The sequence below is a fragment of the Streptomyces sp. NPDC023541 genome, assembly GCF_055559995.1.
In genome coordinates this window covers 391,828-416,245 of sequence record NZ_JBVHJO010000001.1, presented here as the reverse complement: position 1 = coordinate 416,245, position 24,418 = coordinate 391,828, and the positions used below count along the sequence as shown (strand labels likewise).

The 24,418-nt window shown below is 74.0% G+C and carries 23 protein-coding genes, 1 tRNA gene and 1 riboswitch; of the genes, 15 read left to right on the top strand and 9 right to left on the bottom strand.

Annotated features, from left to right (window positions below; translation table 11 throughout):
- The first annotated feature begins 51 nt into the window (after positions 1–51).
- Positions 52–1,680, top strand: a complete 1,629-nt coding sequence (locus ACZ3X1_RS01975) for a sensor histidine kinase (RefSeq protein ID WP_467275654.1) — start codon at positions 52–54, stop codon at positions 1,678–1,680.
- The gene (locus tag ACZ3X1_RS01970) at positions 1,677–2,378 is read left to right on the top strand and encodes a response regulator (RefSeq protein ID WP_356813752.1); all 702 of its coding nucleotides are present in this window, start codon (positions 1,677–1,679) and stop codon (positions 2,376–2,378) included. Before ACZ3X1_RS01975 ends, ACZ3X1_RS01970 begins: the two co-directional genes overlap by 4 nt.
- Here the strand turns inward: ACZ3X1_RS01970 and melC2 are convergent.
- The 3 genes from melC2 to ACZ3X1_RS01955 all read right to left on the bottom strand — a co-directional run bounded on the left by melC2 (position 2,336) and on the right by ACZ3X1_RS01955 (position 5,017).
- Positions 2,336–3,181, bottom strand: a complete 846-nt coding sequence (melC2, locus tag ACZ3X1_RS01965) for a tyrosinase MelC2 (protein ID WP_467275652.1) — start codon at positions 3,179–3,181, stop codon at positions 2,336–2,338. The two genes, ACZ3X1_RS01970 and melC2, sit on opposite strands and share 43 nt — an antisense overlap.
- A complete protein-coding gene (gene melC1 / locus ACZ3X1_RS01960) occupies positions 3,178–3,567 on the bottom strand; it encodes an apotyrosinase chaperone MelC1 (RefSeq protein WP_356813750.1) in 390 nt (129 codons plus the stop codon). The genes melC2 and melC1 overlap by 4 nt, the downstream gene beginning before the upstream one ends.
- Positions 3,568–3,799: 232 nt before the next feature.
- Complete coding sequence (locus ACZ3X1_RS01955; protein WP_467275649.1) at positions 3,800–5,017, bottom strand: erythromycin esterase family protein; 1,218 nt, start codon at positions 5,015–5,017, stop codon at positions 3,800–3,802.
- 58 nt (positions 5,018–5,075) lie between these two features.
- On the opposite strand from ACZ3X1_RS01955, the gene ACZ3X1_RS01950 reads away from it, so the two are divergent.
- The 5 genes from ACZ3X1_RS01950 (at position 5,076) to ACZ3X1_RS01930 (ending at position 10,399) form a co-directional block, all read left to right on the top strand.
- Positions 5,076–5,792, top strand: coding sequence for a TioE family transcriptional regulator (locus ACZ3X1_RS01950; RefSeq protein WP_467275647.1), 717 nt, complete (start codon positions 5,076–5,078; stop codon positions 5,790–5,792).
- Positions 5,793–5,923: 131 nt separating this feature from the next.
- Entirely contained in the window at positions 5,924–6,550 is a 627-nt protein-coding gene (locus ACZ3X1_RS01945; RefSeq protein ID WP_467275645.1) for an ArsR/SmtB family transcription factor, read from the top strand.
- Positions 6,547–7,911, top strand: a complete 1,365-nt coding sequence (locus ACZ3X1_RS01940; protein ID WP_467275644.1) for an MFS transporter — start codon at positions 6,547–6,549, stop codon at positions 7,909–7,911. Before ACZ3X1_RS01945 ends, ACZ3X1_RS01940 begins: the two co-directional genes overlap by 4 nt.
- Before the next feature lie 289 nt (positions 7,912–8,200).
- The gene (locus ACZ3X1_RS01935) at positions 8,201–9,592 is read left to right on the top strand and encodes a glutamate decarboxylase (protein ID WP_356813745.1); all 1,392 of its coding nucleotides are present in this window, start codon (positions 8,201–8,203) and stop codon (positions 9,590–9,592) included.
- Between the two features lie 9 nt (positions 9,593–9,601).
- Positions 9,602–10,399, top strand: coding sequence for a class I SAM-dependent methyltransferase (locus ACZ3X1_RS01930; protein ID WP_467275641.1), 798 nt, complete (start codon positions 9,602–9,604; stop codon positions 10,397–10,399).
- 49 nt (positions 10,400–10,448) lie between these two features.
- On the opposite strand, the gene ACZ3X1_RS01925 is transcribed toward ACZ3X1_RS01930, so the two are convergent.
- Positions 10,449–12,119 (bottom strand): sigma-70 family RNA polymerase sigma factor, encoded by a 1,671-nt coding sequence (locus tag ACZ3X1_RS01925; protein ID WP_467275638.1) that lies wholly within the window; start codon positions 12,117–12,119, stop codon positions 10,449–10,451.
- A gap of 124 nt (positions 12,120–12,243) precedes the next feature.
- Entirely contained in the window at positions 12,244–13,032 is a 789-nt protein-coding gene (locus ACZ3X1_RS01920) for an IclR family transcriptional regulator (RefSeq protein ID WP_467275637.1), read from the bottom strand.
- An 88-nt stretch (positions 13,033–13,120) separates the two neighbouring features.
- Here ACZ3X1_RS01920 and ACZ3X1_RS01915 point away from each other — a divergent pair, with 88 nt between their 5' ends.
- Positions 13,121–13,795, top strand: a complete 675-nt coding sequence (locus ACZ3X1_RS01915) for a bifunctional 4-hydroxy-2-oxoglutarate aldolase/2-dehydro-3-deoxy-phosphogluconate aldolase (RefSeq protein ID WP_467275635.1) — start codon at positions 13,121–13,123, stop codon at positions 13,793–13,795.
- Complete coding sequence (locus ACZ3X1_RS01910; RefSeq protein ID WP_467275633.1) at positions 13,792–14,826, top strand: PfkB family carbohydrate kinase; 1,035 nt, start codon at positions 13,792–13,794, stop codon at positions 14,824–14,826. The genes ACZ3X1_RS01915 and ACZ3X1_RS01910 overlap by 4 nt, the downstream gene beginning before the upstream one ends.
- Here ACZ3X1_RS01910 and ACZ3X1_RS01905 read toward each other — a convergent pair.
- A complete protein-coding gene (locus tag ACZ3X1_RS01905) occupies positions 14,723–15,994 on the bottom strand; it encodes a serpin family protein (protein WP_467275631.1) in 1,272 nt (423 codons plus the stop codon). The genes ACZ3X1_RS01910 and ACZ3X1_RS01905 overlap by 104 nt on opposite strands.
- A gap of 65 nt (positions 15,995–16,059) precedes the next feature.
- Entirely contained in the window at positions 16,060–17,391 is a 1,332-nt protein-coding gene (locus ACZ3X1_RS01900) for a glycoside hydrolase family 18 protein (RefSeq protein ID WP_467275629.1), read from the bottom strand.
- 131 nt (positions 17,392–17,522) lie between these two features.
- Here ACZ3X1_RS01900 and ACZ3X1_RS01895 point away from each other — a divergent pair, with 131 nt between their 5' ends.
- The 6 genes from ACZ3X1_RS01895 to ACZ3X1_RS01870 all read left to right on the top strand — a co-directional run bounded on the left by ACZ3X1_RS01895 (position 17,523) and on the right by ACZ3X1_RS01870 (position 22,177).
- On the top strand, positions 17,523–17,918 hold the full coding sequence (locus tag ACZ3X1_RS01895; protein ID WP_467275628.1) for a hypothetical protein: 396 nt from the start codon (positions 17,523–17,525) through the stop codon (positions 17,916–17,918).
- 47 nt (positions 17,919–17,965) lie between these two features.
- Positions 17,966–18,493 carry an SMI1/KNR4 family protein gene (locus ACZ3X1_RS01890; protein ID WP_467275626.1) on the top strand — a complete coding sequence of 176 codons (528 nt, stop codon included), beginning with the start codon at positions 17,966–17,968 and terminating at the stop codon, positions 18,491–18,493.
- A 61-nt stretch (positions 18,494–18,554) separates the two neighbouring features.
- Positions 18,555–18,631, top strand: a tRNA-Trp gene (locus ACZ3X1_RS01885).
- A gap of 541 nt (positions 18,632–19,172) precedes the next feature.
- A riboswitch (cobalamin riboswitch) is annotated at positions 19,173–19,309 on the top strand.
- 41 nt (positions 19,310–19,350) lie between these two features.
- Entirely contained in the window at positions 19,351–20,346 is a 996-nt protein-coding gene (locus tag ACZ3X1_RS01880) for an ABC transporter substrate-binding protein (protein ID WP_356814938.1), read from the top strand.
- Positions 20,343–21,371 carry a FecCD family ABC transporter permease gene (locus ACZ3X1_RS01875; protein WP_467275624.1) on the top strand — a complete coding sequence of 343 codons (1,029 nt, stop codon included), beginning with the start codon at positions 20,343–20,345 and terminating at the stop codon, positions 21,369–21,371. The genes ACZ3X1_RS01880 and ACZ3X1_RS01875 overlap by 4 nt, the downstream gene beginning before the upstream one ends.
- On the top strand, positions 21,368–22,177 hold the full coding sequence (locus ACZ3X1_RS01870; RefSeq protein ID WP_356814940.1) for an ABC transporter ATP-binding protein: 810 nt from the start codon (positions 21,368–21,370) through the stop codon (positions 22,175–22,177). Before ACZ3X1_RS01875 ends, ACZ3X1_RS01870 begins: the two co-directional genes overlap by 4 nt.
- Here the strand turns inward: ACZ3X1_RS01870 and ACZ3X1_RS01865 are convergent.
- Entirely contained in the window at positions 22,147–22,551 is a 405-nt protein-coding gene (locus tag ACZ3X1_RS01865; RefSeq protein ID WP_356814941.1) for a VOC family protein, read from the bottom strand. The two genes, ACZ3X1_RS01870 and ACZ3X1_RS01865, sit on opposite strands and share 31 nt — an antisense overlap.
- Positions 22,552–22,777: 226 nt before the next feature.
- On the bottom strand, positions 22,778–24,406 hold the full coding sequence (locus tag ACZ3X1_RS01860) for a N,N-dimethylformamidase beta subunit family domain-containing protein (RefSeq protein ID WP_467275621.1): 1,629 nt from the start codon (positions 24,404–24,406) through the stop codon (positions 22,778–22,780).
- Positions 24,407–24,418 lie beyond the last annotated feature (12 nt).

Below are 24,418 nucleotides of genomic sequence, written 5' to 3'. Positions count from 1 at the left end.
CCGGTCACCCTTGCGTTCATTGAGTTCACGACCCGGGGCACACTGAGCGCCATGTTCCGCTTCCCTCGTCCGCCGCGCAGCCTCGCCGGCCAGCTCTTCGCCATGCAGGTACTGCTCGTCGCCGTGGTCGTCGCGGGCTGCGCCGTCTTCGCCTACGCCACCGCCCGGGGCCAGGCCGAGGAAGCCGCACGGCGCCAGGCCGGGGCCGTGGCCCGCGCGGTCGCCGACTCGCCCTCCGTACGGGAGGCGGTACGGGGAGCGGCGCGCGGGAGCGACCCCTCGGCCGAGCTCCAGCCCTACGCGCAGAAGGTCCGCGTGGACTCCGGCGTCGACTTCGTCACGATCATGGCTCCGGACGGCAGGCGCTGGACCCACCCCGACCCCCGCCGGATCGGCGAGCCCTTCATGGGCAACACCGCACGGGCCCTGCGCGGCGAGACCTTCAGCGAGACCTACACCGGCACCCTGGGCCCCTCCATCCGCGTGGTCACCCCGCTGGAGGACGACGGCCGGATCGTCGGCCTGGTCAGCGCGGGGATCACCGTCCGCGCCATCAGCGACCGGCTCGGCGCGCAGCTCTCCGCCCTCGCCTGGGTCGCGGGAGGCGCGCTCGCCCTGGGTGGCGCGGGCACGTACGTCGTCAACGCGAGGCTGCGCCGCCACACTCATGGCATGAACGCGGCCGAGCTCAGCCGGATGTACGACTACCACCAGGCGGCCCTGCACGGGGTGCGCGAGGGGCTGCTCATGCTCGACGGGCAGCGCCGGATCACCCTGATGAACGACGCCGGACGCGAGCTGCTGGGCCTGCGCGGCGATGTCACCGGCACCGGGGCCGCCGATCTCGGGCTGCCCGCCCCCCTCACCGGCGTGCTGCTGGCCGACCGGCCCCGGGTGGACGAGGTGCACCTCACCGCGGACCGGGTGCTGGTGGTCAACAGCTCGCCCGTCGCCGGCGGCGGCCGCCGCGGCACCGTGGTCACCCTGCGCGACCACACGGAACTGCAGGCGCTGACCGGGGAACTGGACCACGAGCGGGGCTTCACCCAGGCCCTGCGCTCCCAGGCCCACGAGGCGGCCAACCGGCTGCACACCGTGGTCTCGCTGATCGAACTCGGCCGCGCGCAGGAGGCGGTGGAATTCGCCACCGCCGAGCTGGAACTGGCCCAGGCCCTCACCGACGAGGTGGTCACCGCCGTCGGAGAGCCGGTGCTCGTCGCGCTGCTGCTGGGCAAGGCGGCCCAGGCGCACGAGCGCGGCATCGAACTCGTCGTCACCGCCGACAGCCGCAGCCTCGCAGACCTGGGCGGACTGCCGCCGGCCCGGGACCTCGTCACGGTGCTCGGCAACCTCATCGACAACGCCGTCGACGCGGTGGCGGCCGTGCCGGGGGCCCGCATAGCGGTCACCCTGCGGCCCGAGCGCGAGGAGCTGCTCCTGCGGGTCGCGGACAACGGGCCCGGGCTGCCCGAGGGGGTGGACGTGTTCCGCCGGGGCTGGTCCGGCAAGGGGGAGGGCCGCGGCCTCGGCCTCGCCCTCGTCCGCCAGGTGGCACAGCGCTACGGCGGCGCGGTGACCGCCTCGCAGGGACCGGGCGGCGGCGCGGAGTTCACCGTACGGCTGCCCACGGCACCCGAGCGGACGGCGGACCGGGGCGCGGCCGCGGGAGGCGCGCGGTGAGCGGCGGCGAGGTGCGCGTGCTGGTGGTCGAGGACGACCAGGTCGCCGCCGACGCGCACGCGCTCTACGTCGACCGGGTGCCCGGCTTCACCGCCGTCGGCGCCGTCCACTCGCTCGCCGAGGCCACCCGGGCGCTGGAGCGCACCCGGGTCGACCTGCTGCTGCTCGACCTCGGCCTGCCCGACGGGCACGGCCTGCGGTTCGCGCGCGGACTGCGGGCCGCCGGGCATCCGGTCGACGTGATCGTGGTGACCTCCGCCCGGGACCTGGCCGTGGTCCGTGAGAGCGTCTCACTGGGCGTGGTCCAGTACGTCCTGAAGCCCTTCGCGTTCCCGACGCTGCGTGAACGGCTGCTGCGCTACGCCGAGTTCCGTGCGACGGCGGGCGAGGCGGCCGGCCAGGACGACGTCGATCGGGCGATGGCCGCCCTGCGCGCGCCCCGCCCGGCCGAGCTCCCCAAGGGGCTGAGCGCGCCGACCCTGGACCGGGTCGCCGCCCTGCTGCGGGCGGCGGCCGAGGGGCTGACCGCGGCGGGGGCGGCCGAGGCGGCCGGGATCTCCCGGATCACCGCCCGCCGCTACCTGGAGCACCTGGTGGACACCGGCCGTGCGGACCGTACTCCCCGGTACGGCCAGGTCGGTCGCCCCGAACTGCACTACCGCTGGCTGGCGGCGGCCGGTTCGGTGTCGAAGGTGTAGAACTTCCGGTGGTCGAGCATGTCCGCCGGAGTCACGTTGTTCCACGGCCGCATGGTGTCGTTCAGGTCGACCACGTTCGTCGTGCCCGCGGCCGGCAGGTACGTGGACTGCGGGTGCTTGGCCTGCCAGTCGGCCCACAGCTTGTCGATGAAGGCGTGGTGCATCCAGAACACCGGGTCGTTGGGGGAGACCCCGGTGGACATCTGCCCGCCGACCCACACGTGCACCCGGTTGTGCAGGTTGGCGCCGCGCCAGCCCTCCAGGTGGTTGCGGAAGCCGTTGGAGGAGCTGTTCCAGGGAGCCATGTCGTAGACCGGCATGGCCAGTACGGAGTCCACCTCGGCCCGGGTCGGCAGCTGGGCGACGCCCGCGCCGAGCGCGCGCCGCAGGTAGGGGCGCCCGTCCACGCGTACGTCTACGTTCCACCGGCCCGTCGCATAGGCGAAGGGGCCGTCGATGACCTGCCCGTCACGGGCCCGCCCGGTGCCACCGAGGAAGTCGGGGGCCCAGAGGGAGGAGCGGGTGGTGCGGTCGACGGTCCAGTCCCAGTACGGGAGCGCGACGCTCGCGTCCACTTTCTGCAGCGCCTCCTCGAACTCCAGCAGGAAGCGGCGGTGCCACGGCAGGAAGGAGGGGGAGCGGTGGCCGACGCGGTCGCCCGAGTCGGTGTCGCTCATGATGAAGCCGTTGTGGGTGGTGACGAAGCGGTCGTAGCTGCCGTTGCGCTTGAGCTCCAGCAGGGCCGAGGTGAAGGCGCGCTTCTCGTCGGCGGTCAGCGTGGCCTGGTTCTTGCGGACGGTCATGCCGCACCGCCGAAGGGGACGAGGGGCGCCCCCTGGAGGTCGCGCACGGCGGCGCGGGCGAGCAGCTTGGGCTCGGCGAACGTCTCGTAGTGGTTGATGACGCTGATCCAGCTGCCGTCGGCGTTGCGCATGATGTGCAGTTCTCTGCCGTCTATTCGGACGGTGGGCTGGTCGGGCGCGTGGTGGCCCCCGTGGTGGCCTCCGCCTCCCTTGGTGATCTGGATGCGGCGGCCCTGGTAGACCTCGTCGACCGTGCCCGGGGGTGTGGGCGCGGCGGGGGTCGCGGCGGCGCTCGTGGCGACGCTCGTTGCTGCTGCGGTCAGGCCGAGGACGGTGAGTGCACCGGCGGTTGTCCCCAGGGCCTGACGGCGGGTGATCTTGTTCATGCCCGAAGAGGTATCAGCGCTCGGGGGTGGCTTGGCCGGTATCCGGACATCGGTGGATAAGTTGCCGGTAGAACAAGTTGGATGATCTTCCCGTCCGGGCCGGCTCCTGAGGTCCGAACGGGAAGATCTGCGGTGGTGAGTTTACTGGACGGTAATTTTTTCTGACCGACAGGGGTCGTATGAACGGTGTCACACTGCAGAGTCGGCCGGAAGCAGAGTGTCAGCGGGACCGTCAGGTGGACGCGTCCCGGCCCGGCGGGATGTCTTTGATGAACACCAGTCCGTCGGTCGCCGCCAAGTGGGCGGGGTCGAACGGGAAGTAGCCGAACCAGGCGGACGTACGTGGTGCGGCGAGCGTGCCGGCGAGGGCTGCGCCTAGGCCGGGGGAGTCGACCACGCAGACGTCGTCCGGGAGCGCGTACAGCAGCCCCTCCAGCGTGCCCGGCCGCGGGGTGTCCACTCCCCGGTGCCGGATCGTGCCGAGGGCCGTCGCGAAGAAGGCGTACCGCTCGCCCAGGTGGGCGCTCGCGATCGAACCGGCGCTCCACCACTCCAGCGGCCGGCCGCCCATCCGCATCGAGCTCCTGTCCCGCTGGAGGTGGCTGTTGTGGGCGTGGACCAGGGTGGGGCCGCGCTCGGCGAGGGCGAGGAGGTTGTCGGCCATCATCAGGTCCCGCTGGCCGACCAGTCGCGCCATGCGCCCGGGTGAGGTGTCGGCCATCCAGAAGTGGTAGCCCAGCAGGCCGGTCGCCGTGCGCCCGTACAGCCGGGCCCGCTCCCACGCCTCCCGCGAGGTCGCCGCGATCAGGTGCGGTGCCTGCGCGACGAGCAGCGCCACGAGGTCGTCCGCGAGCAGCCGCAGTTCACCGGCCTCGGTACAGCGGCCCGCCGACCGGGCCGGGTCGGTCATCGCCGCCGGTTCGGTCCACCGGTCGTCGGCGCCGAGCAGGCGGTCGAGCGTGTCGGCACCGCAGGGGAGCAGGTCGGCGTCCACATGCGGTGCGAGGTAGCCGTGGAGCGCGGTGAGGGCCTGCCGGGGGCTCGCGGCGCCGGTCATCTCCAGCGGGCCGTCGACGCCGGCGAAGCGCAGCCGCTCGGGCGCGGGCCGGCCCTCGTTGTACGCGCGCATCCAGCGTACGAGTTCACGGTTGGCCGCGGACTCGCCGAAGCCGTGGCTGAACCCGCGCTCCATAACCTCGTCGAGGCTGCCGGTGCCGGAGGTGACGTACGCGTCGACGGCCAGCCCGGCCATGCAGTCACTCTCGATCGCGATCGTCCGGTAGCCCTCCTCCTCGACGAGCTGCCGGAAGAGCTCGTTGCGCACGTCGAGCAGGGCGTCCTCGCCGTGGGTGGGCTCGCCCAGTGCGAGCAGCCGCGGCCGGGTCGCGAGCAGCCCCATGACGGCAGCGGCCTCGACGGCGTGGACGGCGTCCTTGATGTCAGTAGCCATGCCTTCAACGCTATCGTTGAAGCTCCGGTTGAAACTTTCCCGCGATATCGTCGGGATCGTGGCACCCAACCTTCAAACCGGGATACAGCTGAGGCCGGTCGACCTGGCGCGCGGGCACGGTCTGTCCACGCAGGCCGTCAGGAACTACGAGGAGGCCGGAATACTTCCACCCGCCGACCGCACTCCCCACGGCTACCGCACCTATACCCCCCTGCACGCGCGGGCGCTGGACGCCTTCCTCGCCCTCGTGCCCGGCCACGGCCACCGGACGGCGACGTCGATCATGCGGGCCGTGAACGCGGGCGCCGTCGAGGAGGCGTTCCGCCTCATCGACGAGAGCCACGCCCAACTGCTCGACGACCGGCGGATCCTGCGCGCCGTGGAGAACGCCCTCCGCGATCTGGAACCCGCCCCGGCGGTGCCGGCGTCCGGCGAGTCGTTCATCGGGCCGCTCGCGCAAGAGCTGGGGATCAGGCCCGCGACCCTGCGCGCATGGGAGAGGGCCGGGCTCGTCCGCCCGCGCCGGGACCCGCTGACCGGCTACCGCGTCTACGACGAGGCCGCCGTACGGGACGCCCGCCTGGCCCACCAACTCAGGCGGGGCGGCTACCTGCTGGAACAGATCGCCCCACTGCTCACCCAGGTCCGCTCGGCCGGCGGCCTGGAACCCCTGGAGGCGGCACTGCTCACCTGGCGCGAGCGCCTGTCCTCCCGCGGCCGTGCCCTGCTGGCAGGCGCCGCCGAGCTGGAGGCGTACCTGCGCGCCCGCGGCTGACGGCCCGAAAGGCCGCCGGCGCCGGTGCGGAGTCCCCAGCGTCGGGTTGACTCTCCGGCTCGGGGACTCTGCAAAAGAAGTTCTGCAAAAAGACTTTTGGGAAGCGTGCGGGCCGCTCTAGCCTCCTCCTCATGCCCAGTGAAGATCAAAAACGCGTACTCGATCCCGAACGGGACGCGGCGGCGCTCAAGGCCCTCACGCACCCCCTGCGCATCCGGCTGCTCGGGATGCTCCGGCAGGACGGCCCCGCCACCGCCAGTGAACTCGCGGTCAGGTCCGGGGAGTCGTCCGCTTCCACCAGCTACCACCTGCGGGTCCTGGCGAAGTACGCGTTCGTCACCGAGGCCGAGCACCGTGACGGCCGGGAGCGCCGCTGGCAGGCCGTGCACGCCCTGACCTCCTGGAGCAACGAGGCCATGGAGGCCACGCCGGGCAGCCGTGCCTACGTCAACCTCTCGCGCAGGGCGCAGATCCGGCACCTGGCGGCGTCCCTCGCCCGGCACGAGGCCGACATCGCCGACGGCCGGCTGGGGCGGGAATGGGTGGAGCCCTCCGGGATCAGCGACCTGATGCCCCGGCTGACCCCCGAGTCCCTCACCGAGCTCCGGGAGGCCTTCGACCGTAGGCTGGAGGAACTGACCGCGCGAGACGCGGGCGATCCGCGCGCGGTGCAGGTCGTCCTGCTCACCGCCGCCCTGCCGCTGGCTCCGCGTGAACCGGGGTCCGGCCCGGGCACCGCCGACGGGGGCGGGTCATGAGGCGGGTGGCGGACCTGCCCGCAGCGCGCCGGCGCTACGCCACGGTCTGCGTCCTGTACTGGCTGCCGCTGGGGCTGACCATCGCCCCCCTGATCCTGCTGCTCACCGAGCGCGGCCTCTCCCTGCCGGCCGTCGCCGGCTGCCTGGCAGCGCACTCCCTCACCGCCGCCGCACTGGAACTGCCCACCGGGGGACTGTCCGACGTCGTCGGGCGCCGCGTCGTCCTGGCGGCCGCCGGCATGTCGAACCTGGCCGCACTGATCCTCGTGGCCCTGGGCACGGCCGCCTGGCAGCTCGCACTCGGCATGGCCCTCATCGGCGCGGGCCGCGCCCTGTCCAGCGGGCCGGCCGAGGCCTGGTACGTCGACACCGTCCAGGCCGACGCCGGCCCCGGCGCTGAACTGCGCACCGGTCTGGCCCGGGGCGCCGCCGCGATGTCGGTCGCGCTCGCGGGCGGCACCCTGCTCGGCGGCGCCCTTCCCTGGCTGCTCGGACTCGGGCCCGACCTCGGCGCCCGGCTGAGCGCGGCGACCTCCGGGCTGATCCTGCCGCTCTCCTGGCCGCTGCTGCTGGGCGCGGCGGTCGAGGTCGTCTTCGTCCTGTACGTCTTGGCCGCCCTGCACGAGCCGCCCCGGCCGGCGGCCACGCTGCCCGACGTGCTCCGGGGCGTACCGGCCACGGTGGCGGGCGGACTGCGCCTCGGCGGACGCGACGCGCTGGTCCGCCGGGTGCTCCTCGGCGCGGCGGGCGCCGGCAGTGCGCTGGCCGTGGTCGAACTGCTCACCCCGGGCCGTACCGCCGCCCTGACGGGTGCTCCGGAGTCAGGTGCGGTGCTCTTCGCCGCGCTCGCGTGCGCCGGCTTCGCCTGCTCCGCCATCGGCAGCCACCTCGCGCCCCTCACCGCCAGGCTCGCGGGCGGCGGGCAGCGGGCGGTCGTCGCGGGCCTCGGTGCCAGTGCGGGCGGCCTGTTCCTGCTGGCCGCCACGGCGGCGTCCACCGGCATGGCTCCCGTGGTCCTCGGAGCCGCCGGTTTCGGGCTGGTCTACCTCGGCCGCGGTGCGGCGGGTCCGAGCGAGAACGAGCTGCTGCACCGGCGTGTCGAAGGGTCGGGGCGGGCCACGGCCCTGTCCGTCCAGTCCCTCGCGCTGCAATTGTCGGCAGCCCTCACCGCTTCGATCGCGGGCCTGCTGCCGCCGGGGCCGCTGCCCTGGCTGCTGGGAGGCGTCGCGATGCTGGCCGGAGCCCTTCTGTGGGTCGATCGCGACGGCCGCCGGTCCCCGGCGGCTCCGTCCGCCGCCGACAGCCCTCCGCAGCCGGTCGGCGCGGTGACCGGTGACGGCCCGCCCCACGGCGGCCCCTGACCCGGGGTCGTGTCCGCAAAGTAGCGCCGACCGGGCGGCCGGGCCGGGGTGCGGGCTCACTCCGGGTTCGCGGAGCCCGCCCCTCTTGCAGGACGATCGCCCCTGGGTCGTGTCGTCAAAGTCCCGTCTGGCCGGCGCTACTTTGACGACACTCGCCCCCGGCCGCGGTGTCGGTTCGGGCGGGCCGCTTGGCGCAGCGGACCCTCGGCGCGTGCGCCCGCCGAGCCCCGCTTCGCGCCGATGTCCGGTCTGTCCGGGAATGGTCCGCTTCTTCACCTATAGTCCAGGCATGGCTCTGCATGAGACGAAGGACGTAACCCGCCAGGACGCCGATACGGACGTGTTCGCGTCCACGCTGAGCGGCCAGATCCTCCCCAAGTACCGGATTCCGGAGGACCACTCGCCCACCGAGGTCGTCTACGAACTGCTCCGCAACGAGCTCCTCCTCGACGGCAACGCCGCCCAGAACCTCGCGACCTTCTGCACCACTTGGTCGGACGAGGGCGTGCACCGCCTGATGAACGTCTGTCTCGACAAGAACATGATCGACAAGGACGAGTACCCGCAGACCGCCGAGATCGAGTCCCGGTGCGTCAACATCCTCGCCGACCTGTGGAACGCCCCCGCCGGCACCACCGCGACCGGATGTTCCACCACCGGCTCCAGCGAGGCCGCCATGCTCGGCGGGCTCGCCCTCAAATGGCGCTGGCGCGAACGCCGCCGCGCCGAGGGGCTGCCCACGGACCGCCCGAACCTCGTCTGCGGCCCCGTCCAGATCTGCTGGGACAAGTTCGCCCGCTACTTCGACGTCGAGCTGCGCCAGGTCCCGCTCGAGCCCGGCGCCACCGGTCTGCAGCCCCATCAGCTCGCCGAGTACGTGGACGAGAACACCATCGGCGTCGTCGCCATCCTCGGCGTCACCTACACCTGCGACTACGAGCCCGTCGCCGAGCTCGCCGCCGAGCTGGACCGGATCCAGGCCGAGCACGGCTGGGACGTCCCCATCCACGTGGACGGCGCGAGCGGCGGCTTCGTCGCGCCCTTCCTCCATCCCGACGTGGTCTGGGACTTCCGGCTGCCGCGCGTCGCCTCCGTCAACACCTCCGGCCACAAGTACGGGCTCGCGCCCCTCGGAGTCGGCTGGATCATCTGGCGCTCCCCCGACCTGCTCCCCGCGGACCTCGTCTTCAAGGTGGACTACCTCGGCGGCGACATGCCGACCTTCGCCCTCAACTTCTCCCGCCCCGGCGGCGAGATCGTGGCCCAGTACTACCTCTTCCTGCGCCTCGGCCGGGGCGGCTACCGCCGCGTCCAGCAGGCCTGCGCCGACACCGCCCAGTACCTGGCGGGGCAGATCGCCGACATGGGCCCCTTCACCCTCCTCTACGACGGCAAGGGCGCCCTGCCCGCCGTCTCCTACACCCTCACCGACCCGGCCGCGTCCCCCTTCACCCTCTACGACCTCTCCGACCGGCTGCGCATGCGGGGCTGGCAGGTGCCCTCGTACCCGCTGCCCGCCAACCGCGACGACACCGTCATCCAGCGCGTCCTGGTCCGCCACGGAGTGACCCGCGACCAGATCGCCCTGCTCGTGGAGGACATGCGCCGGGCCGTGGAACACCTGACGGCCACACCCCCGCCCGTGGCGGCCGCCGAGCCCCGATCCGGCTTCCACCACTAGCCGCGCCGGATGGAGGGAGGACCGGCCGACGTCTGGGCGGAAGGCGACGCCTACGAGCGGTACATGGGCCGGTGGAGCCGTCGGGTCGCCGAGGTCTTCGTGGCCCGGCTCGGCGCCCCGGCCGGTCTGCGGTGGCTCGACGTCGGCTGCGGCACCGGGGCGCTGACCGCCGTGGTCGCCGCCCGGTGCGGGCCGCGCGCCGTGGTGGGGCTGGACCGGTCCCCGGGATTCCTGCGCACGGCCCGGGCCGCCGCGCCCGCGCCGGCCCGGTTCGCAATCGCCGACGCCTCGGCGCTGCCGGTCCGCGACGCATCCTTCGACACGGTCGTCAGCGGGCTGGCCCTGAACTTCCTCGAATCGCCTTCAACCGCGGTGGCCGAAGCCGCCCGGGTGGTCCGGCCGGGCGGGCTGGTCGCGGCGTACGTGTGGGACTACGCCGGCGGCATGGCCCTCCTGAGCCACTTCTGGACCGCCGCGGCCGCCGTCGATCCGGCTGCGGCCGCACTGGACGAGGGCCGGCGTTTCCCGCTCTGCCGCCCCGGTCCGCTGCACGCGCTCTGGACCGGGGCGGGGCTGGCCGACGTGACGGTCGCCCCCGTCGAGGTGCCCACCGTGTTCGGCCGCTTCGAGGACGTGTGGGAGCCGTTCCTCTCCGGCCAGGGGCCGGCTCCCGGCTACGTCGCCAGGCTCAACCCCGCCGCCCGGGACCGCCTGCGCACCCGGCTCGCCGCGGCCCTCCCCACCGGCCCGGACGGCTCGGTCTCCCTCACCGCCCGCGCCTGGACGGTCCGCGGCCGCCGCCCGTGACCCACGCGCCCCCCGGCGGACACGGCTGAGGCCGGTACGAGGGGGCCTCCTACTTGGCGCCGAAGTTCTGCGTCCACCAGGGGCCGCCCGCGCCCCGGTGGATGCCCACGCCGATGTCCTTGAAGGAGCAGTTGAGGATGTTCGCCCGGTGGCCCGGGCTCTTCATCCAGGAGTCCATCACCGACTGCGCCGTCTGCTGGCCCCTCGCGATGTTCTCGCCGTACGTCGACCAGCGGTAGCCGGACGCCGTCGTGCGCTGGCCGGGGTCCTCGCCGTCGGGGTTGGTGTGGTCGAAGAAGTTCCGTGCGGCCATGTCCTCGGAGTGCTCCTGGGCCGCGGCCCGCAGCTGCGGGTCCTCCCTGAGGGGGCCGCAGCCGCCCGCCGCCCGCTCGGTGTTGACCAGTGCGACCACCTGGCCGGCGATGCCCGGCGGGGCGGGCGCCGGCTTGGGCGCCGAGGTGCGCGGGCTCGGCGAGCTGCTGCGGCTCTGGGTGGGGCTCGGGCTCGCCGACGGGCTCGCCGAGGCCGAAGCGGAGACGGAGGCGGACGGAGAGGCCGATGCGGACGGAGAGGGGGAGGCCGACTGCGAAGGGGCCCCGGCGGACTCCGTGGCCGAGAGCGCGGCCAGCGGCGCGGCGGACGCGCCGCCCTCGTCCTTCGGGCTCCCGGAGCCGGGGAGCCCGCCGAGGTAGGCCAGGCCGCTGCCCGCGACGCAGGCGGCGACGACGGCGCCGCCGACCACCCGGCGGCGGCTCTGCCGGCGCTTGCGCAGCGCGCCGCGGCCGCCGGTGCCGGTGCCCGTGCCCGCCACCGGAGTGAGCTGGGTCGCCGCGTCGGCGAACCCGCCGTCGGCGCCGCTCGTGCCGTTCATCGCCCCGGTTGCGTCCATGCCGTCCGCGTAGGCCGCCGGCGCGGCCTCGAAGCCGGCCGTGCCGGCCGTGCGTATCCCGGCCAGCAGGGCCGCCGAGACCGGTACGAGGGCCAGACCGGCCAGCAGTCCCTCCGCCGGGACCAGGCCGCTCCACAGGCCGGAGCACCGTACGCATTCCCTCGCGTGACGGGCTATTCGCTTGCGCCACAGCGCCGACGGCTGCCCGTCCCAGCCCGCCAGCACGGTCCTCAGCTCCTCGCACGCCGGCTGGGCGTCCAGGGCGCGCTCCACCACCCGCGCCGCCTCCAGCTGGGCCTTCATCCGCTGCACGCGCACCGCCGTGTGCTGCGGGGACAGCTCCAGCGCCGAAGCGACCTCCGCCCGGGTCAGTTCCCCGGCGCACTCCAGCCACCACAGCGACAGCAGTGCGCGGTCCTCGGGCTCCAGCCAGCGCGTCGCCCGGGCCGTCTCACGCCGCTGGCCCGCCAGGTTGAGGCGTACGACGGTCAGGTCGACGAAGTCCGCGCCCGGGTCGGCCACGTCCCAGGCCGCCTCCAGGGTGCTCTCGCCGAACCCGCTCTGCCGGGCCTGCCAGTGCGCCCGCACCCGGTTCATCGCGATGGCCACCAGCCAGGACCGGAAGGACTCCTCCGCACGCAGGCCGCCCAGCCCGTCCAGGGCCCGCAGCATCGTGTCCTGCACCACGTCGTCCACGTCGCAGGAGCCGTTCAGGGCCCGCCCGACGATGTTGTAGACGAGCGGGAGGTGGGCGCCGACGAGCTCGTCCTGTGCGCGGGGATCGCCCGCGCGAGCCGCTGCCACCAGCGCTGCGGTGTGCTGAGTAGTCATGTGAATGTCCCTGTCCGTACCGGCGGTCGATGATGCCCGATACCTGGGAGACCGTGCAGGGGGGCCTCGATAACAGTTAATCGGAAGAATTTTCCCGGAGACCACTTCCGGGCACCCGCCGGTGTCACAGCAGGGGCGCCAGTGCCTCCGCGGCGGCGCGCAGGGCGGGCGCGTACGACTCGATCTCCTCACGGGAGACGAGGAACGTCACGGTGGTGACGCTGACCCCGCCGACCGGGCGGCCCGACGGGCCGAGGACCGCCGCCCCGATGCAGCGGATGGTGGGCTCGTTCTCCTCGTCGTCGAGCGCGTAGCCGAGGGAGCGGACCGCAGCCAACTGCGCGTACAGCGCATGCGGGGTGGTGAGGGTGTTCGGCGTCCGGCCCGGCAGCCCGGTGGCGGCCACGAGGTCGGCCACCTCCCCGGCGGGCAAGTGGGCCAGTACGCCCTTGCCGATCGCCGTCGTGTGCAGCGGCATGCGCATCCCGACCCGGGATGCCGTCCGGAAGGGCTGGTCGCCCTCCAGCTTGCGGATGTAGGTGACCGTCTCGCCGCTGTGCAGGGCGAGGTGCACCGTCTGGCCGGTGGTCCGCCGGAGTTCACCGAGGACGCGCCCGATACCGGCCGGCTCCCCGCCGTCGACCAGGGCGGACAGAGCGCGCAGCCGGGGCCCCACGCCGTAGCGGCTCTCGGGCGCCTGGCGTACGAACCCCTGGTCGATCAGCGTGGCCAGGATGCGGAAGGTGCTCGACTTGGGTACCGCGGCGGCCGCCGCCACATCGGTCAGCCGGTGCGGGCCGCCCGGCGCCGCCACCGCCTCCAGGACGCGCAAGGACTTCTCCGCCGCCGAACCGGCCGCCGACGACCGGCCCGTACGGACGCCCCCGGAGGATTCCTCGGCATTGGACGGCACGCCAACTCCCGCTGTGTGTAAGGTCTGGACCACATCGTTCCGTCAGACGATACGCAGTTCCACTACACGGAACAAACGGGAGGGTCACATGTCCAGCCACCCGTACGCGGTGCTGGCCGCCCAGCGCCTCCTGCCGGTGCTGCGCAACGCCGGCGCCGACGACGCGGTACGCGCCGCCACCGCCCTGCTCGCCGCCGGCTGCCGCGCCGTCGAACTGACCACCTCCACCCGCGACTGGGCCGGGGCCGTCACCCGTACGGCGCCGCTCGCGGACGCCTACGGGCGTCCCGCCCTGATCGGCGTGGGCACGGTGACCACCACCGCGCAGGCCGAGACCGCCCTGGACGCGGGCGCCGCCTTCCTGGTCTCCCCGTACCCGGCGCCCGAGGTCCGCGAGGTCGCCCGGCGGCGCGAAGCCGTCTTCATCGAGGGCGGTTTCACCCCTGCCGAGATCGCGTCCGCCGTCCGGGCCGCCGGGGCGGCCAAGGTCTTCCCGGCCCACGTGGGCGGCCCGCGGTTCCTCCGCTCCGTCCGGGCCGTCCTGCCGGACGCGGTGCTCGTTCCGACCGGCGGCATCCGGCCCGAGGAGGTCCCCGACTGGCTCGCCGCCGGCGCGACCGCCGTCGGCATCGGCGACGGCCTGCCCGCCGAACCGGCCGAACTCGCCGCCGTGTTCGCCGCCGCGGCCCTGCCGGGCAGCGGCGCCCACGAAGACCCGCGCACCGCCGGCCGCCAGGGCGCCGCCCCGGAGCCGCGGCCGTGACCGGTCGGGCCGCCGCCGACTACGACGTCCTCGTGCTCGGCGAGGTCCTGGTCGAGATCCACGCGGGCACTGCCCTGCGCGAAGCCGCCGACGGCACCCCGGCCCGCATCTCCTACTCCGGCGACGCCCTCAACGCGGCGGCCGCAGCGGCCGCCGCCGGAGCCCGCACCGCCCTGCTCGCAGTGGTCGGCGACGACGAGCTCAGCGTCCCGCTGCTGCGGCGGGCCGCCGAACTCGGCGTGGACGTCTCCCACGTCCGCCGCGCCCCGCATCCCAACGGCGCCTACCTGCTCTCCGCCGACCCCGACGGCGACCGCGAGTTCGTCTACTGGCGCACCCGCAGCGCCGGATCCACCCTCTCGCCCGGGCACGTCGGCTCCTGGCGCGACCTGCTGACCCGCTGCGGGGCGCTCGTCACCAGCGGGATCACCGGCGCCCTGTCACCGAGCAGCCGGGCCGCCGTACTGGCCGCCGCACGCCTGGTCCACGCCGCGGGCGGGCACCTCACGTACGACCCCAACTTCCGCCCCCGGCTCACCGGCCGGGCCGAGGCCGGGGAACTGCTCACCCTTATCGCCCCCCTGACCGGACTGCTCAAGACCTCCTGCCCGGCCGACGCCGAGGCCCTCGTCGGCACCACCGACCAACGGCGGGCCGCCGCCCGCCTGCGCGCGCTCGGCGCCCGTACGGTCGCGGTCACCGCGGGCGCCGGCCGGCTCCTGCTCGACGACGGCACGCGGGCGGACTACCACCCGGTGCCGGTGAACCCCGCACCCGTCGACGCGACCGGTGCGGGCGACTGCTTCACGGGCACCGCGACCGCCCGGCTCGTGCTCGGCGACACCCTCGCGGACGCCGTGGCCCACGGCACCGCCGCCGCCTCCCTGTCGGTGTCCGGCCGCGGCGGCACCGGGCGGGTCCCCGCGTTCAGTGAGACGGCGGCGCTGGCGGCCGCACACCGGAGAAGGGCGGCGGAGGAAGCAGGCCGGCCGCCCGGGGCCGAGGCTGCGCCGCCGGTTCCGGATCGGTGACCCAGCCCGCGGCGAGGACCAGCCGGGAGGCCCGGTGGACGGCCAGGAACCCGAACGGCCGGTCGAAACGGACCGCGGCCCGCCGCGCCCGGTGGCTCGGCTGCCGTGCGGCGCCGCCGGGCCGGGCGGCGACGGCGGTGACGGCCGCCGCCTCGAATCCCTCGGCGTGGAACCGGGCCATCGCCGACTGCCGTGCGGAGCTGATCGCCAGCGGGCTGCCGCTGATGCCGGGGAAGTGCCCGTAGTCGCTGTCCGTCGCCGTCAGCAGGCCGAACAGCGCCGCGTCCTCCAGCAGGTCGTGCTCCGCGGACAGGGAGAAGACCACCGTGGACACGGACAGCATGGGCCGCGGGCTGAACGCGTCCACCGTCCCGATCGCCAGCCCGGGGCCCGCGGTCCCGTCCGGGAGGGCGTCGCCGGCCACGGACGGGAGGGCTCCGGAGACGGCCGCGATGCCGGTCGCCAGGACCTCGGCGGCCGGCGCCGCCGGGCCGCCCAGGAGCAGGTGCACGTCCATGTCCATGTCCTCGGCGCCGGTGACCTCCAGGGCCGTGACCGGCCCCGCGGGGCCCTCGGCGACCCGGACCGGGTCCAGCGAGGACGTGGTGCGCATCAGCTGCCGCAGGCCGCGGCCCGCCCAGGGGCCGTCGGACGGGCGGCCCGGGAACTCCCGGAACGGCTCGGCCCACTTCAGCGTCAGCGCGAGCGCGGTCGCCAGGACGAGGCGGGTGTCCGGCTGGAGGGTGACCGGCATGCGTTCGATCAGGCCGCCGGTCCGGTCCGACGCCCATCCGTCCAGGACATCCCTGTCCGCCTCCAGGTCCCCGGTCAGCGTGCCCCGGGTGCCGGGCGGCAGCTTCGCGGACCAGCCGTCCTCCAGCGGCAGGTCGGCCGCGGCCCACAGGCCGGTCGCCGTACCGAGTCCCCGTACGCCGTCCAGCGCGGCCAGCAGCTCCCGCGCGGCCGCGGCGGCGTCCGCGGCGGGTATGCCCAGCGCCTGCGCCAGTTCGGCGCGGGCCGGCCCGGCGGAGCCGTCCGCGAGCAGGGCGAGCAGCGGCCAGACCCCGGCCGCGGTGAAGACCGTGCCCCCGCCGCCGGAAACGGCCCGCGCGCCCCAGCGCGCGGTGAGGTGGTTGACCGCCCGTACCGTCGAATTCATGTGCGTCATGCGGGGGAGCGTACGTGGAGGGACGCCGCCGGGCCGGACGGATTTCCACGGCCCGGCGGCGCCGGTCAGCGGCCGCGCAGGCCCCGGTCGACGGCCGTCATCAGCTCACCGTCGGCGGTGTCCGCGTCGAGCGACCAGAACATCGCACCGCCCAAGCCGTGTTCGCGGATGTAGCCGGTCTTGGCGCGCAGCACCTGCGGGTCGTCGTACGTCCACAGGGTGGTGCCGTCGAACAGCCAGGCGTGCCCGCCGCGCCGGTCGCGGTGGACCTCGTAGGCCCCCGAATCGGCCAGCTTCTTCAGCGCCTTGTAGTCCTCGTACCCGGCGGCCCAGGTGGCCGGGGCCGGCCCGGTGGCGGGCTGCCCCATGCCGTCACCGCCGCCGCTGACGCCGGTCCAGCCCTGCCCGTAGAACGGCATGCCCATCACGAGCTTGTGCGCGGGCGCGCCGCGCCGCTGCCAGGCCTCCACGGTGCCGTGGACGCTGAAGTCGCCGCGGGCGTACAGCGCGGACTGCTGCGCGGTCCTCGGTTCGCCGGAGACGTGGAAGTCGTAGCCCTGGAGGGTGACGAAGCCCAGGTCGCGCATGATGCGGCGGACGTCGAAGCCCGCGTCGATCTTGGCGGGGGCCGTCGGGACGAAGGCGGTCAGCTCGTACTTCGTGTCCCGCTTCCGGCTCCGCGCGTACGCGTCGAGCTGGGTGCGGAACTCCTTGACGAGCTCGGTGAAGTTGCGCTTGTCCTCGGGCCGGTACTTGGTGTCGGCGTCGCCCGCGGAGCCGGGCCACTCCCAGTCGAGGTCGATCCCGTCGAACACCCCGGCGGCGGCTCCGGCGCCGCCGCGGGTGCCGTCCTGGGGGAGGTTGCCCTTGATGTAGAGGTCGATGCAGGACTCGACGAAGGCCTTGCGGGAGGCCGGGGTCAGCGCGGCGTCGGAGAAGTGGGTGGACCAGCTCCAGCCGCCCAGCGAGATCAGCACCTTGAGGCCGGGGTGCTTGGCCTTGAGCTCGCGCAGCTGGTTGAAGTTGCCGGCGAGCGGCTGGTCCCAGGTGTCGGCGACACCGTCGACGGAGTTCGCGGCGTCGAGCGGCCGGGCGTAGTCGGCCCAGGCGTCGGCCCCGCCCGGGATGTTCCCGGTGAAGCACTTGCCCTCGGCGCTGACGTTGCCGAAGGCGTAGTTGATGTGGGTGAGCTTGCCGGCGGAGCCGTTCGCATCGAGGTCCTGGACCTGGAAGTCCCGCCCGTAGACGCCCCATTGAGTGAAGTAGCCGACCTTCTTGTACGAGCGGCCGGATCCGCCCGCGGCGGCTGCGTCGTCACCGCCGGCGGGGGCGAAGGCGGTCAGCAGGGAGAGGGAACAGGCGGCTACGGCCAGTCTGCCGAGCATGCTGCGGCGCATGGGCTTCCTTTGCGGATGCGAGGAGTGGGCGTGAGCGCGTGCGGCGGTGCATGCCGGAAACTATTGGTCTGGACCAGAGCGGTCAAGGGGGTGGCCGAAACTCGGCCGGGCCGGTCTGCGAGGGTGACCCGATGCTGCTCGACCCTGAGAAGACCCTGTTCGTCCGGGGGGCCACCCCCGTCCTCCTTCTGGCCGACGCCCCCGTGCACGACGCCCTGCCGGTGCTGGCCGCGCCGGACGGCGCGGTGCCCCGGTGCGCGGGCTGGAGCATCGTCCCCAAGCTCACGCTGTGCGTCGTGGACGGTCCCGGCGATGCCGGCCTCGTCGTCCCCGCCATGGTCGCGCCGGTGCTCGACGGATCCGGCGGAAGCCTTCAGCCCGGCGACATGGCCGACTGGTGCGCGGACGCCGAACGCGCCGGCGGGGCGGTGGTGCTGTCCCTGGACGCACTGCCCGAGACGCTCGACTGGCCGCACCTGCTGGGATCCGGCACCGGCCGCGGCGGCTTCCTCCCGGCGCCGTCCTGACGTGGGCCGTGCGGCCGTGCGGCCGTGCAGCCTCGTAGTGTGTGCGAGTGACGCTCACCGACGATCGACAGTTCCCCGCCGCGCTGGCGGCCGCGATGGCGGTTCCCATCGACTACGCGGACGGCGACGGTATCGACTTCGAGCCCTACGAGGCCTTCCTCTCCGCCGAGGACACCACCGACTGGTTCAGGGCGTGGACCGGGAACAACGAACTGGACGGAGATGCCTTCCGCGTCTTCGGCCAGGACGGCACGGGCGGGTACGCGGCGTTCTGGCTGGTCCGGCCGGGCCTGCCGGCGGCCGAACAGCCCGTGGTGTTCCTCGGGTCCGAGGGGGAGACGGCCGTCGTGGCGCGCGACCTGGGCGACTTCCTGTGGCTGCTGGCCGACGGCTGCGGCCCGTACGAGGCGGCCGCGCCGTACGGCGCCGACTGGGCCTCGCGCCCGGACGGCGCCCTGACGGCCGTGGCCGAGCGGTTCGCTCCGGACTCGCGCCGTTCGGCGGGCGCCGTGATCGAGCTGGCGGCCGAGGAGTTCCCCGATTTCGACGGCACCATCATGGAACTCTGCCGCTGACCCGCGCAGCGCCAATCCAGTGGAACTCCCGGCGTGACCGTGCCATCGTTGGTCTCGCCGAAGGGGTGTAGCTCAGCCGGTCAGAGCAACGGTCTCCAAAACCGTAGGCCGCGGGTTCAAATCCTGCCGCCCCTGCCAACAGTTCGGATCACCGCCGTGGGGGGGGGGGGGGGCCGGGGCCCCCCCCCCCCCCCGGGGGCGCCCCCCCCCCCCCCCCCCCCCCACCCCGCCCCCCCCCCCCCGGGGGGGGGGGGGCCCCCCCGCCCCCCCCCCGACGGCGTGTGCCCCCTACGGCGACCACCGCCCCCATACCCGAACCGATCCGGCTCCGGGCGACGGAGCTCGACGTGCTCGACGTCGATCCCGGGCCGGTCGACGCACCCTGGCGGGACACCGCCCGCGGCTGGTTCGCCGACCTGGTACCGGACAGTCGGCACGATGCACCCGCTTGGTCGTCGGCGGCGGGCCGGGTGAGCCCCTGCGCACCGCGGGCATGGCAGGGGTGACGTACCACCTGCCCGGCCCGCGGCGGCCGGACGGGGCGGCGCGGCTACTTCGACGGCATGGTCACGGAGAGCCCCCCGGGCAGGCCGTTCCGGCAGGGGCCGAGGAGAACGCCCCACCTGTGCCGCTGAGCCCGAAAGGGCCGGGGCGGATGCGGCCCCCACCCCACGTGCGCGTTCTGGCAGACTGGACGCGTACCAGGCGGTGCAGGACAGGAAACCGGTGTGATTCCGGTGCGGTCCCGCCACTGTGACCGGTCTCCCCGCGCGGGGAAACCGGGAGTCAGACACTGACGCACCGCCTCTGCTCCTTCACGTCGACCAGGGGACGCGGATCCCCCGGAGAGGCCCGCCATGTCGCGTTCCCGCGCCGCCCTGCGCGCGTTCACCCCCGTCGCGCTCCTCATATCCCTGACCGGCTGCGCCGGTTCACCCGGCGCCGGACAGGACGGGGCGGCCGGGGACCCCGGCGCCGCGCCCGGTTTCCCCTACACCGTCTCCAACTGCGGTGTGAGCAGCACCTACCAGGCGCCGCCCCGGCGGGCGGTCACCATGAACCAGCACGCCACCGAGCTGATGCTCGCCCTCGGTCTGGGCGACCGGATCGCCGGCTCCGCCTACCTCGACGACGCCGTACTGCCCGCCTACCGGCCCGCCTACGACAAGATCAAGGTGCTGGCTGAGGAGTACCCCTCCAAGGAGGTCCTGCTCGGCGCCGACCCGGACTTCGTCTACGGCGGCTATGCCAGCGCCTTCGACAAGACGCAGGGCCGCGACCGCGAGGGGCTCGCCACGTCCGGCATCAACTCCCGCCTCAACGTGGAGTACTGCACCGAGGGGACCGTCGGCCTCGACCAGCTGAAGACCGAGATCACCGAAGTCGCGCGGACCTTCGGCGTGCCCGAGCGCGGCGCGAAGCTGATCGAGGACGAGCAGCGCCGCATCGACGCCGTGACCAGCCGCGTTCAGGACAAGCCCCGGCCGACCGTCTTCGCCTACGACTCCGGTGAGGCCTCCGCCTCCACCTCCGGCGGCAACGGCATAGGCAACGAGATCATCTCCCTCTCCGGCGGCACGAACGTCTTCGCCGACCTCAAGGACACCTTCGGCGACGTCGCCTGGGAGAAGGTCATCGAGCGCAAGCCGGAAGTCGTCCTCATCTACGACTACGGCGGCACCACGGTGGAGGCCAAGAAGCAGCGCCTGCTGAACGACCCGGCCCTCGCCGACGTGCCCGCCGTCAAGAACCGGCGGTTCGTCGTCCTGCCGCTCTCCTCCGTCGTCCTCGGTGTCCGGGTGGCGGACGCCGTGGAGGCGCTGGGCGGCCAGCTCCACCCGAACGCCGCGTGAGGCTCCGGACCGGGGCGGTCCTCGCGGTCCTCGCCGCCGCGCTCGCCGTCTCGGCGATCGCCGGCCTGGCGCTGGGCCCCGTACGGATCGCCCCCGACCGGGTCTTCGACATCGTCCTCGGCGGTCTGACGGGGAACCGGCCCACCGGAGCCTTCGCCTCCATCGTGTGGGACGTGCGCATGCCGAGGCTCCTGCTCGGCGCCGTCGTGGGAGCCGGACTCGCCGTGGCGGGCACCGTGCTCCAGGCACTCGTACGCAACCAGCTCGCCGACCCCTTCCTCCTCGGGGCCTCCTCCGGGGCCTCCGCCGGAGCCGTCCTCGTGATCGTCTTCGGCACGGCCGCGGCCGGCTTCGGCATGGGCGTGCCGCTGGCCGCCTTCACGGGTTCCATGGCCGCGCTCGTCGCCGTCTACGCCATGGCCCGCCGCGGCGGCACCATGACCACCGGCCGGCTCATCCTGGCCGGCGTGGCCGTCCAGTACATCCTGTCCGCCTTCACCAGCCTCGTCCTCGTGCTCGCCGCGCACCCCGACCAGATCCGCTCCGTGCTCTTCTGGACCCTCGGCGGACTCGGCGGGGCGCGCTGGGACGAACTGGCCCTGCCCACCGTCGCGCTGCTCGCCGGCGGCGCACTGCTCCTCGCCCTCGCCCGGCCGCTCGACCTGCTCCTCGCCGGGGAGGAGGGCGCGCACACCCTGGGCCTGGACACCGGACGCTTCCGCGCCGCCGTGTTCGTCCTGACCTCACTCGTCATCGGCGTGCTCGTCGCCTGCAGCGGGGCGATCGGCTTCGTCGGGCTGATGGTCCCGCACGCCGCCCGGATGGTCGTGGGCGCCGGACACCGGGCACTGCTGCCGGTCGCGGCGCTCGGCGGTGCGGTGTTCCTGATCCTGGCCGACCTGGTCGCCCGTACGGCCGCCGCCCCCGAGGAGATACCGGTTGGTGTGGTCACCGCCCTCGTCGGAGGGCCCTTCTTCCTCTGGATGCTGCGCCGCTCCGGCCGTACCGAAGGGGTGACGGGATGACGGCAGGGACCGGACCGGTCCGGCCGGTGGAACTCGCCGTCGAGGGAGTGCGCTACGAGACCGACGGGCACACCCTGCTGCACGGGATCGACCTCACCGCCCGGCCCGGCGAGACGGTGGGGGTGGTCGGCCCCAACGGCAGCGGCAAGACCACCCTGCTGCGCTGCGTCTACGGCACCCTGCGGGCGACCGCCGGCCGGGTGCTGCTGGACGGCGCGGACGCGGGCGCGCTCACCGTCAAGGAACGGGCGCGGCGCGTGGCGGTGGTGCCGCAGGACGCGAGCGGCACCTTCGGCCTGACCGTGCGCGAGGTCGTCGCGATGGGGCGCAGCCCGCACAAGCGCTTCTGGGAGCAGGACGGTCCGGACGACGTACGGCGCGTCACCGGGGCCCTGGAGACCGTGGGCGCCGGCCCCTTCGCGGCCCGCCGCTTCGACGAGTTGTCCGGGGGCGAACGGCAACGCGTGCTGGTGGCCCGGGCCCTCGTCCAGGACCCGGGACTGCTCGCCCTCGACGAGCCGACCAACCACCTGGACATCCGCTACCAGCTGGAGGTCCTCGGCCTGGTCCGGGCGCTGCCCGCGACCAGCCTGCTCGTCCTGCACGACCTCAACCTCGCCGCCGCCTTCTGCGACCGGCTGTACGTCCTGTCGGGCGGCCGCGTCCTGGCCTCCGGGCCGCCGGGGGAGGTGCTCACCGAGGAACTGCTGGCCGAGGTGTACGGGGTGCGCGCCCGGGTCGGGGTCCACCCCGACACGGGCGCGCCCAACGTGGTCTACCTGCCGGTCGCGGCGGGCTCCTGGTAGCCGTAGGGGCGTGTGATGATCTCCATCCCGTGCCCCGCGGGGTCCGTGAAGTAGACGCCGCGGCCCCCGTCGTTGTGGTTGATTTCGCCGGGGAGCCTGCCGTGCGGGTCGGCGAAGTACGCGACGCCCGCCGAGCGGATCTTCCCGAACGCCACGTCGAACTCCTCCTCGGAGAGGAGGAAGGCGTAGTGCTGCGGGGTGATGGACTCGGCCGGGAGGGTGGCGAAGTCCAGGGTGACGCCGTTGGCGGTGACGACGGGGATGAACGGCCCCCACTCGGCCCCGACCTCCAGGCCGAGGACGTGCGCCAGGAACTCGGCGGACTCCCGGTTGTCACGGGAGTGGACGATCGTGTGGTTCAGCTGTACGGACATGGGTGAATGCCTCCGGAAGGCACCTCACGGGCACCTCCATGCCTCACCCGGTCGGTGACCGACACGCGATGCCGTGCTCGCGATCATAGGCCGTGTCGTCAAAGTCCCGCCTGGCCTTCGGGCGGTCGACGCTGCTTTGACGACACTCCCCAGGCACCGGGCCGGGGCGGGGCCAAGCGCCTTCCGCGTGCGCGCCGCCCCGGGCGCCGCCCGGTTCCCCTAGGGGTCAGGACTTCCCGTACACCGCCTTGACGTTGTCCTGCGCCGGATGCGACCGGCCGGCCGGGCCCGCCGCGAACACCCGCAGGAGGTTCTCCGTCACCCGGGTGGTCAGCGCCCCGGACCGCGCGTCGAGCCCGTGGTTGCGTCCGCTGCGGCCGTCGCCCGTCGCGTCCAGCGCCTCCACCCACCGCATCGTGCCGGTCGCGAAGACCCCCGCGCCGCTCGGCACCGAGTAGTAGGCGGTGTCCTGGTGGCTGGGGCGGCCCTCGCACACCACGGGTGAGTGGGCCAGTATCTCGATCGGCCGGGGCGTCGTGAAACCGGTGTCGACCTTGTCGTACTCCACGCCCACGAGGTGTTCGAAACGGTCGCCCGCCTTCGCGCCCGTACCCTCGAACAGCCAGTGGCCGGGGTTGGTCACCACGTACGGGGCGTCCACCGGATAGCCGTCGTAGATCACACCGAGCAGGGAGCTCTCCGGGTCGGCACCGGGAGCGGAGCGGAAGTCCAGCGTCGCGGGATGGCCCCGCTTGAAGCCCGGGTCCTGTTCGTAGGAGGACTTGTAGCAGACCAGGGTCCGGTCCGGCCCCAGCTCGGAGGCCTCCAGCCGGATCCGGCGGAAGCAGCAGTTCGCGCCCAGGATCGCGATGTTGGTTCCGGCGTCGCGGGCGGCCGTGAAGTGGGCGCGCTGTTCCGGCGACCAGTACTCGTCGTGCCCGAGCGAGAGCACCGCCGCGGCTCCCTCCAGGAGCCGCTTCTCCCGCGCCACGTCCGTGGTGGTCGCGTAGGCGAGGGGTATGCCGAGCCGTTCGGCCAGGGCGATCAGAGGGGCCTCGTACACCAGGAACAGGCCCGCGCCGTCGTCGTACTCGTACGGCCGGTCGAAGGAGACGGAGAGGGAGCGCGAGGCGTAGCCGCCGCTGGGGCCGTCGTAACTGCCGTAGCCGCCCCAGCGGTTGTAGGCCTGCCAGGTGGCGACCGCGTTGACGACGACGGTACGCCCGGCCGTCGCCGCCGACCGGACGGTGACCGGCACGAAACGCTGGCCGCCCTCGCCGCCCTGCGCGTCGAGGCGCAGCAGGTAGCTGCCCTCCGGCCAGTCCTTCGTCTCGACCGTGGTGGTGCGGGACCAGCGCGTGCGGACCATCCGGGTGTCGGAGTCGACGGTGTGCTCCGGCTGCCGCACCCCGGGCAGGGCCTCCGAGCGCCACACCAGCCGGGCGCGGGCGCCGCCGTACCAGCCCATCCGGTAGGCGGAGACGGTGAACCGGGGCGCGGTCGTCGACACGTACAACCCGAAGGACTCGCCGGGGAGCACGCTGACCCTGTCGGCGAAGCCCTCGACGGCCCGGGCCGGACCGGCCTTCGTCACGGCCCAGTCGGCATGGCCGGCGCGGGCGTTCTCGGCCTTCACGTCGAAGCCGTGGCCTCCCGGCGCCGACGGCTTGCCGTCCGGTGCCGGGGCTCCGTTCTTCCCGTCGGCGCCGCGGTCGCCGACGTCGTCCCCGTCCCCCTTCGCGCAGCCGGCCACCGCGCCGAGTCCCGCGGCCGTCGCGGCGCCGGTCGCGATCGCGAGGAACCGCCGCCTGCCCGCGCCGTCGCCGGCCGGCCCCGCTATGTGCTCCTGATCCATGAGGGGCACGCT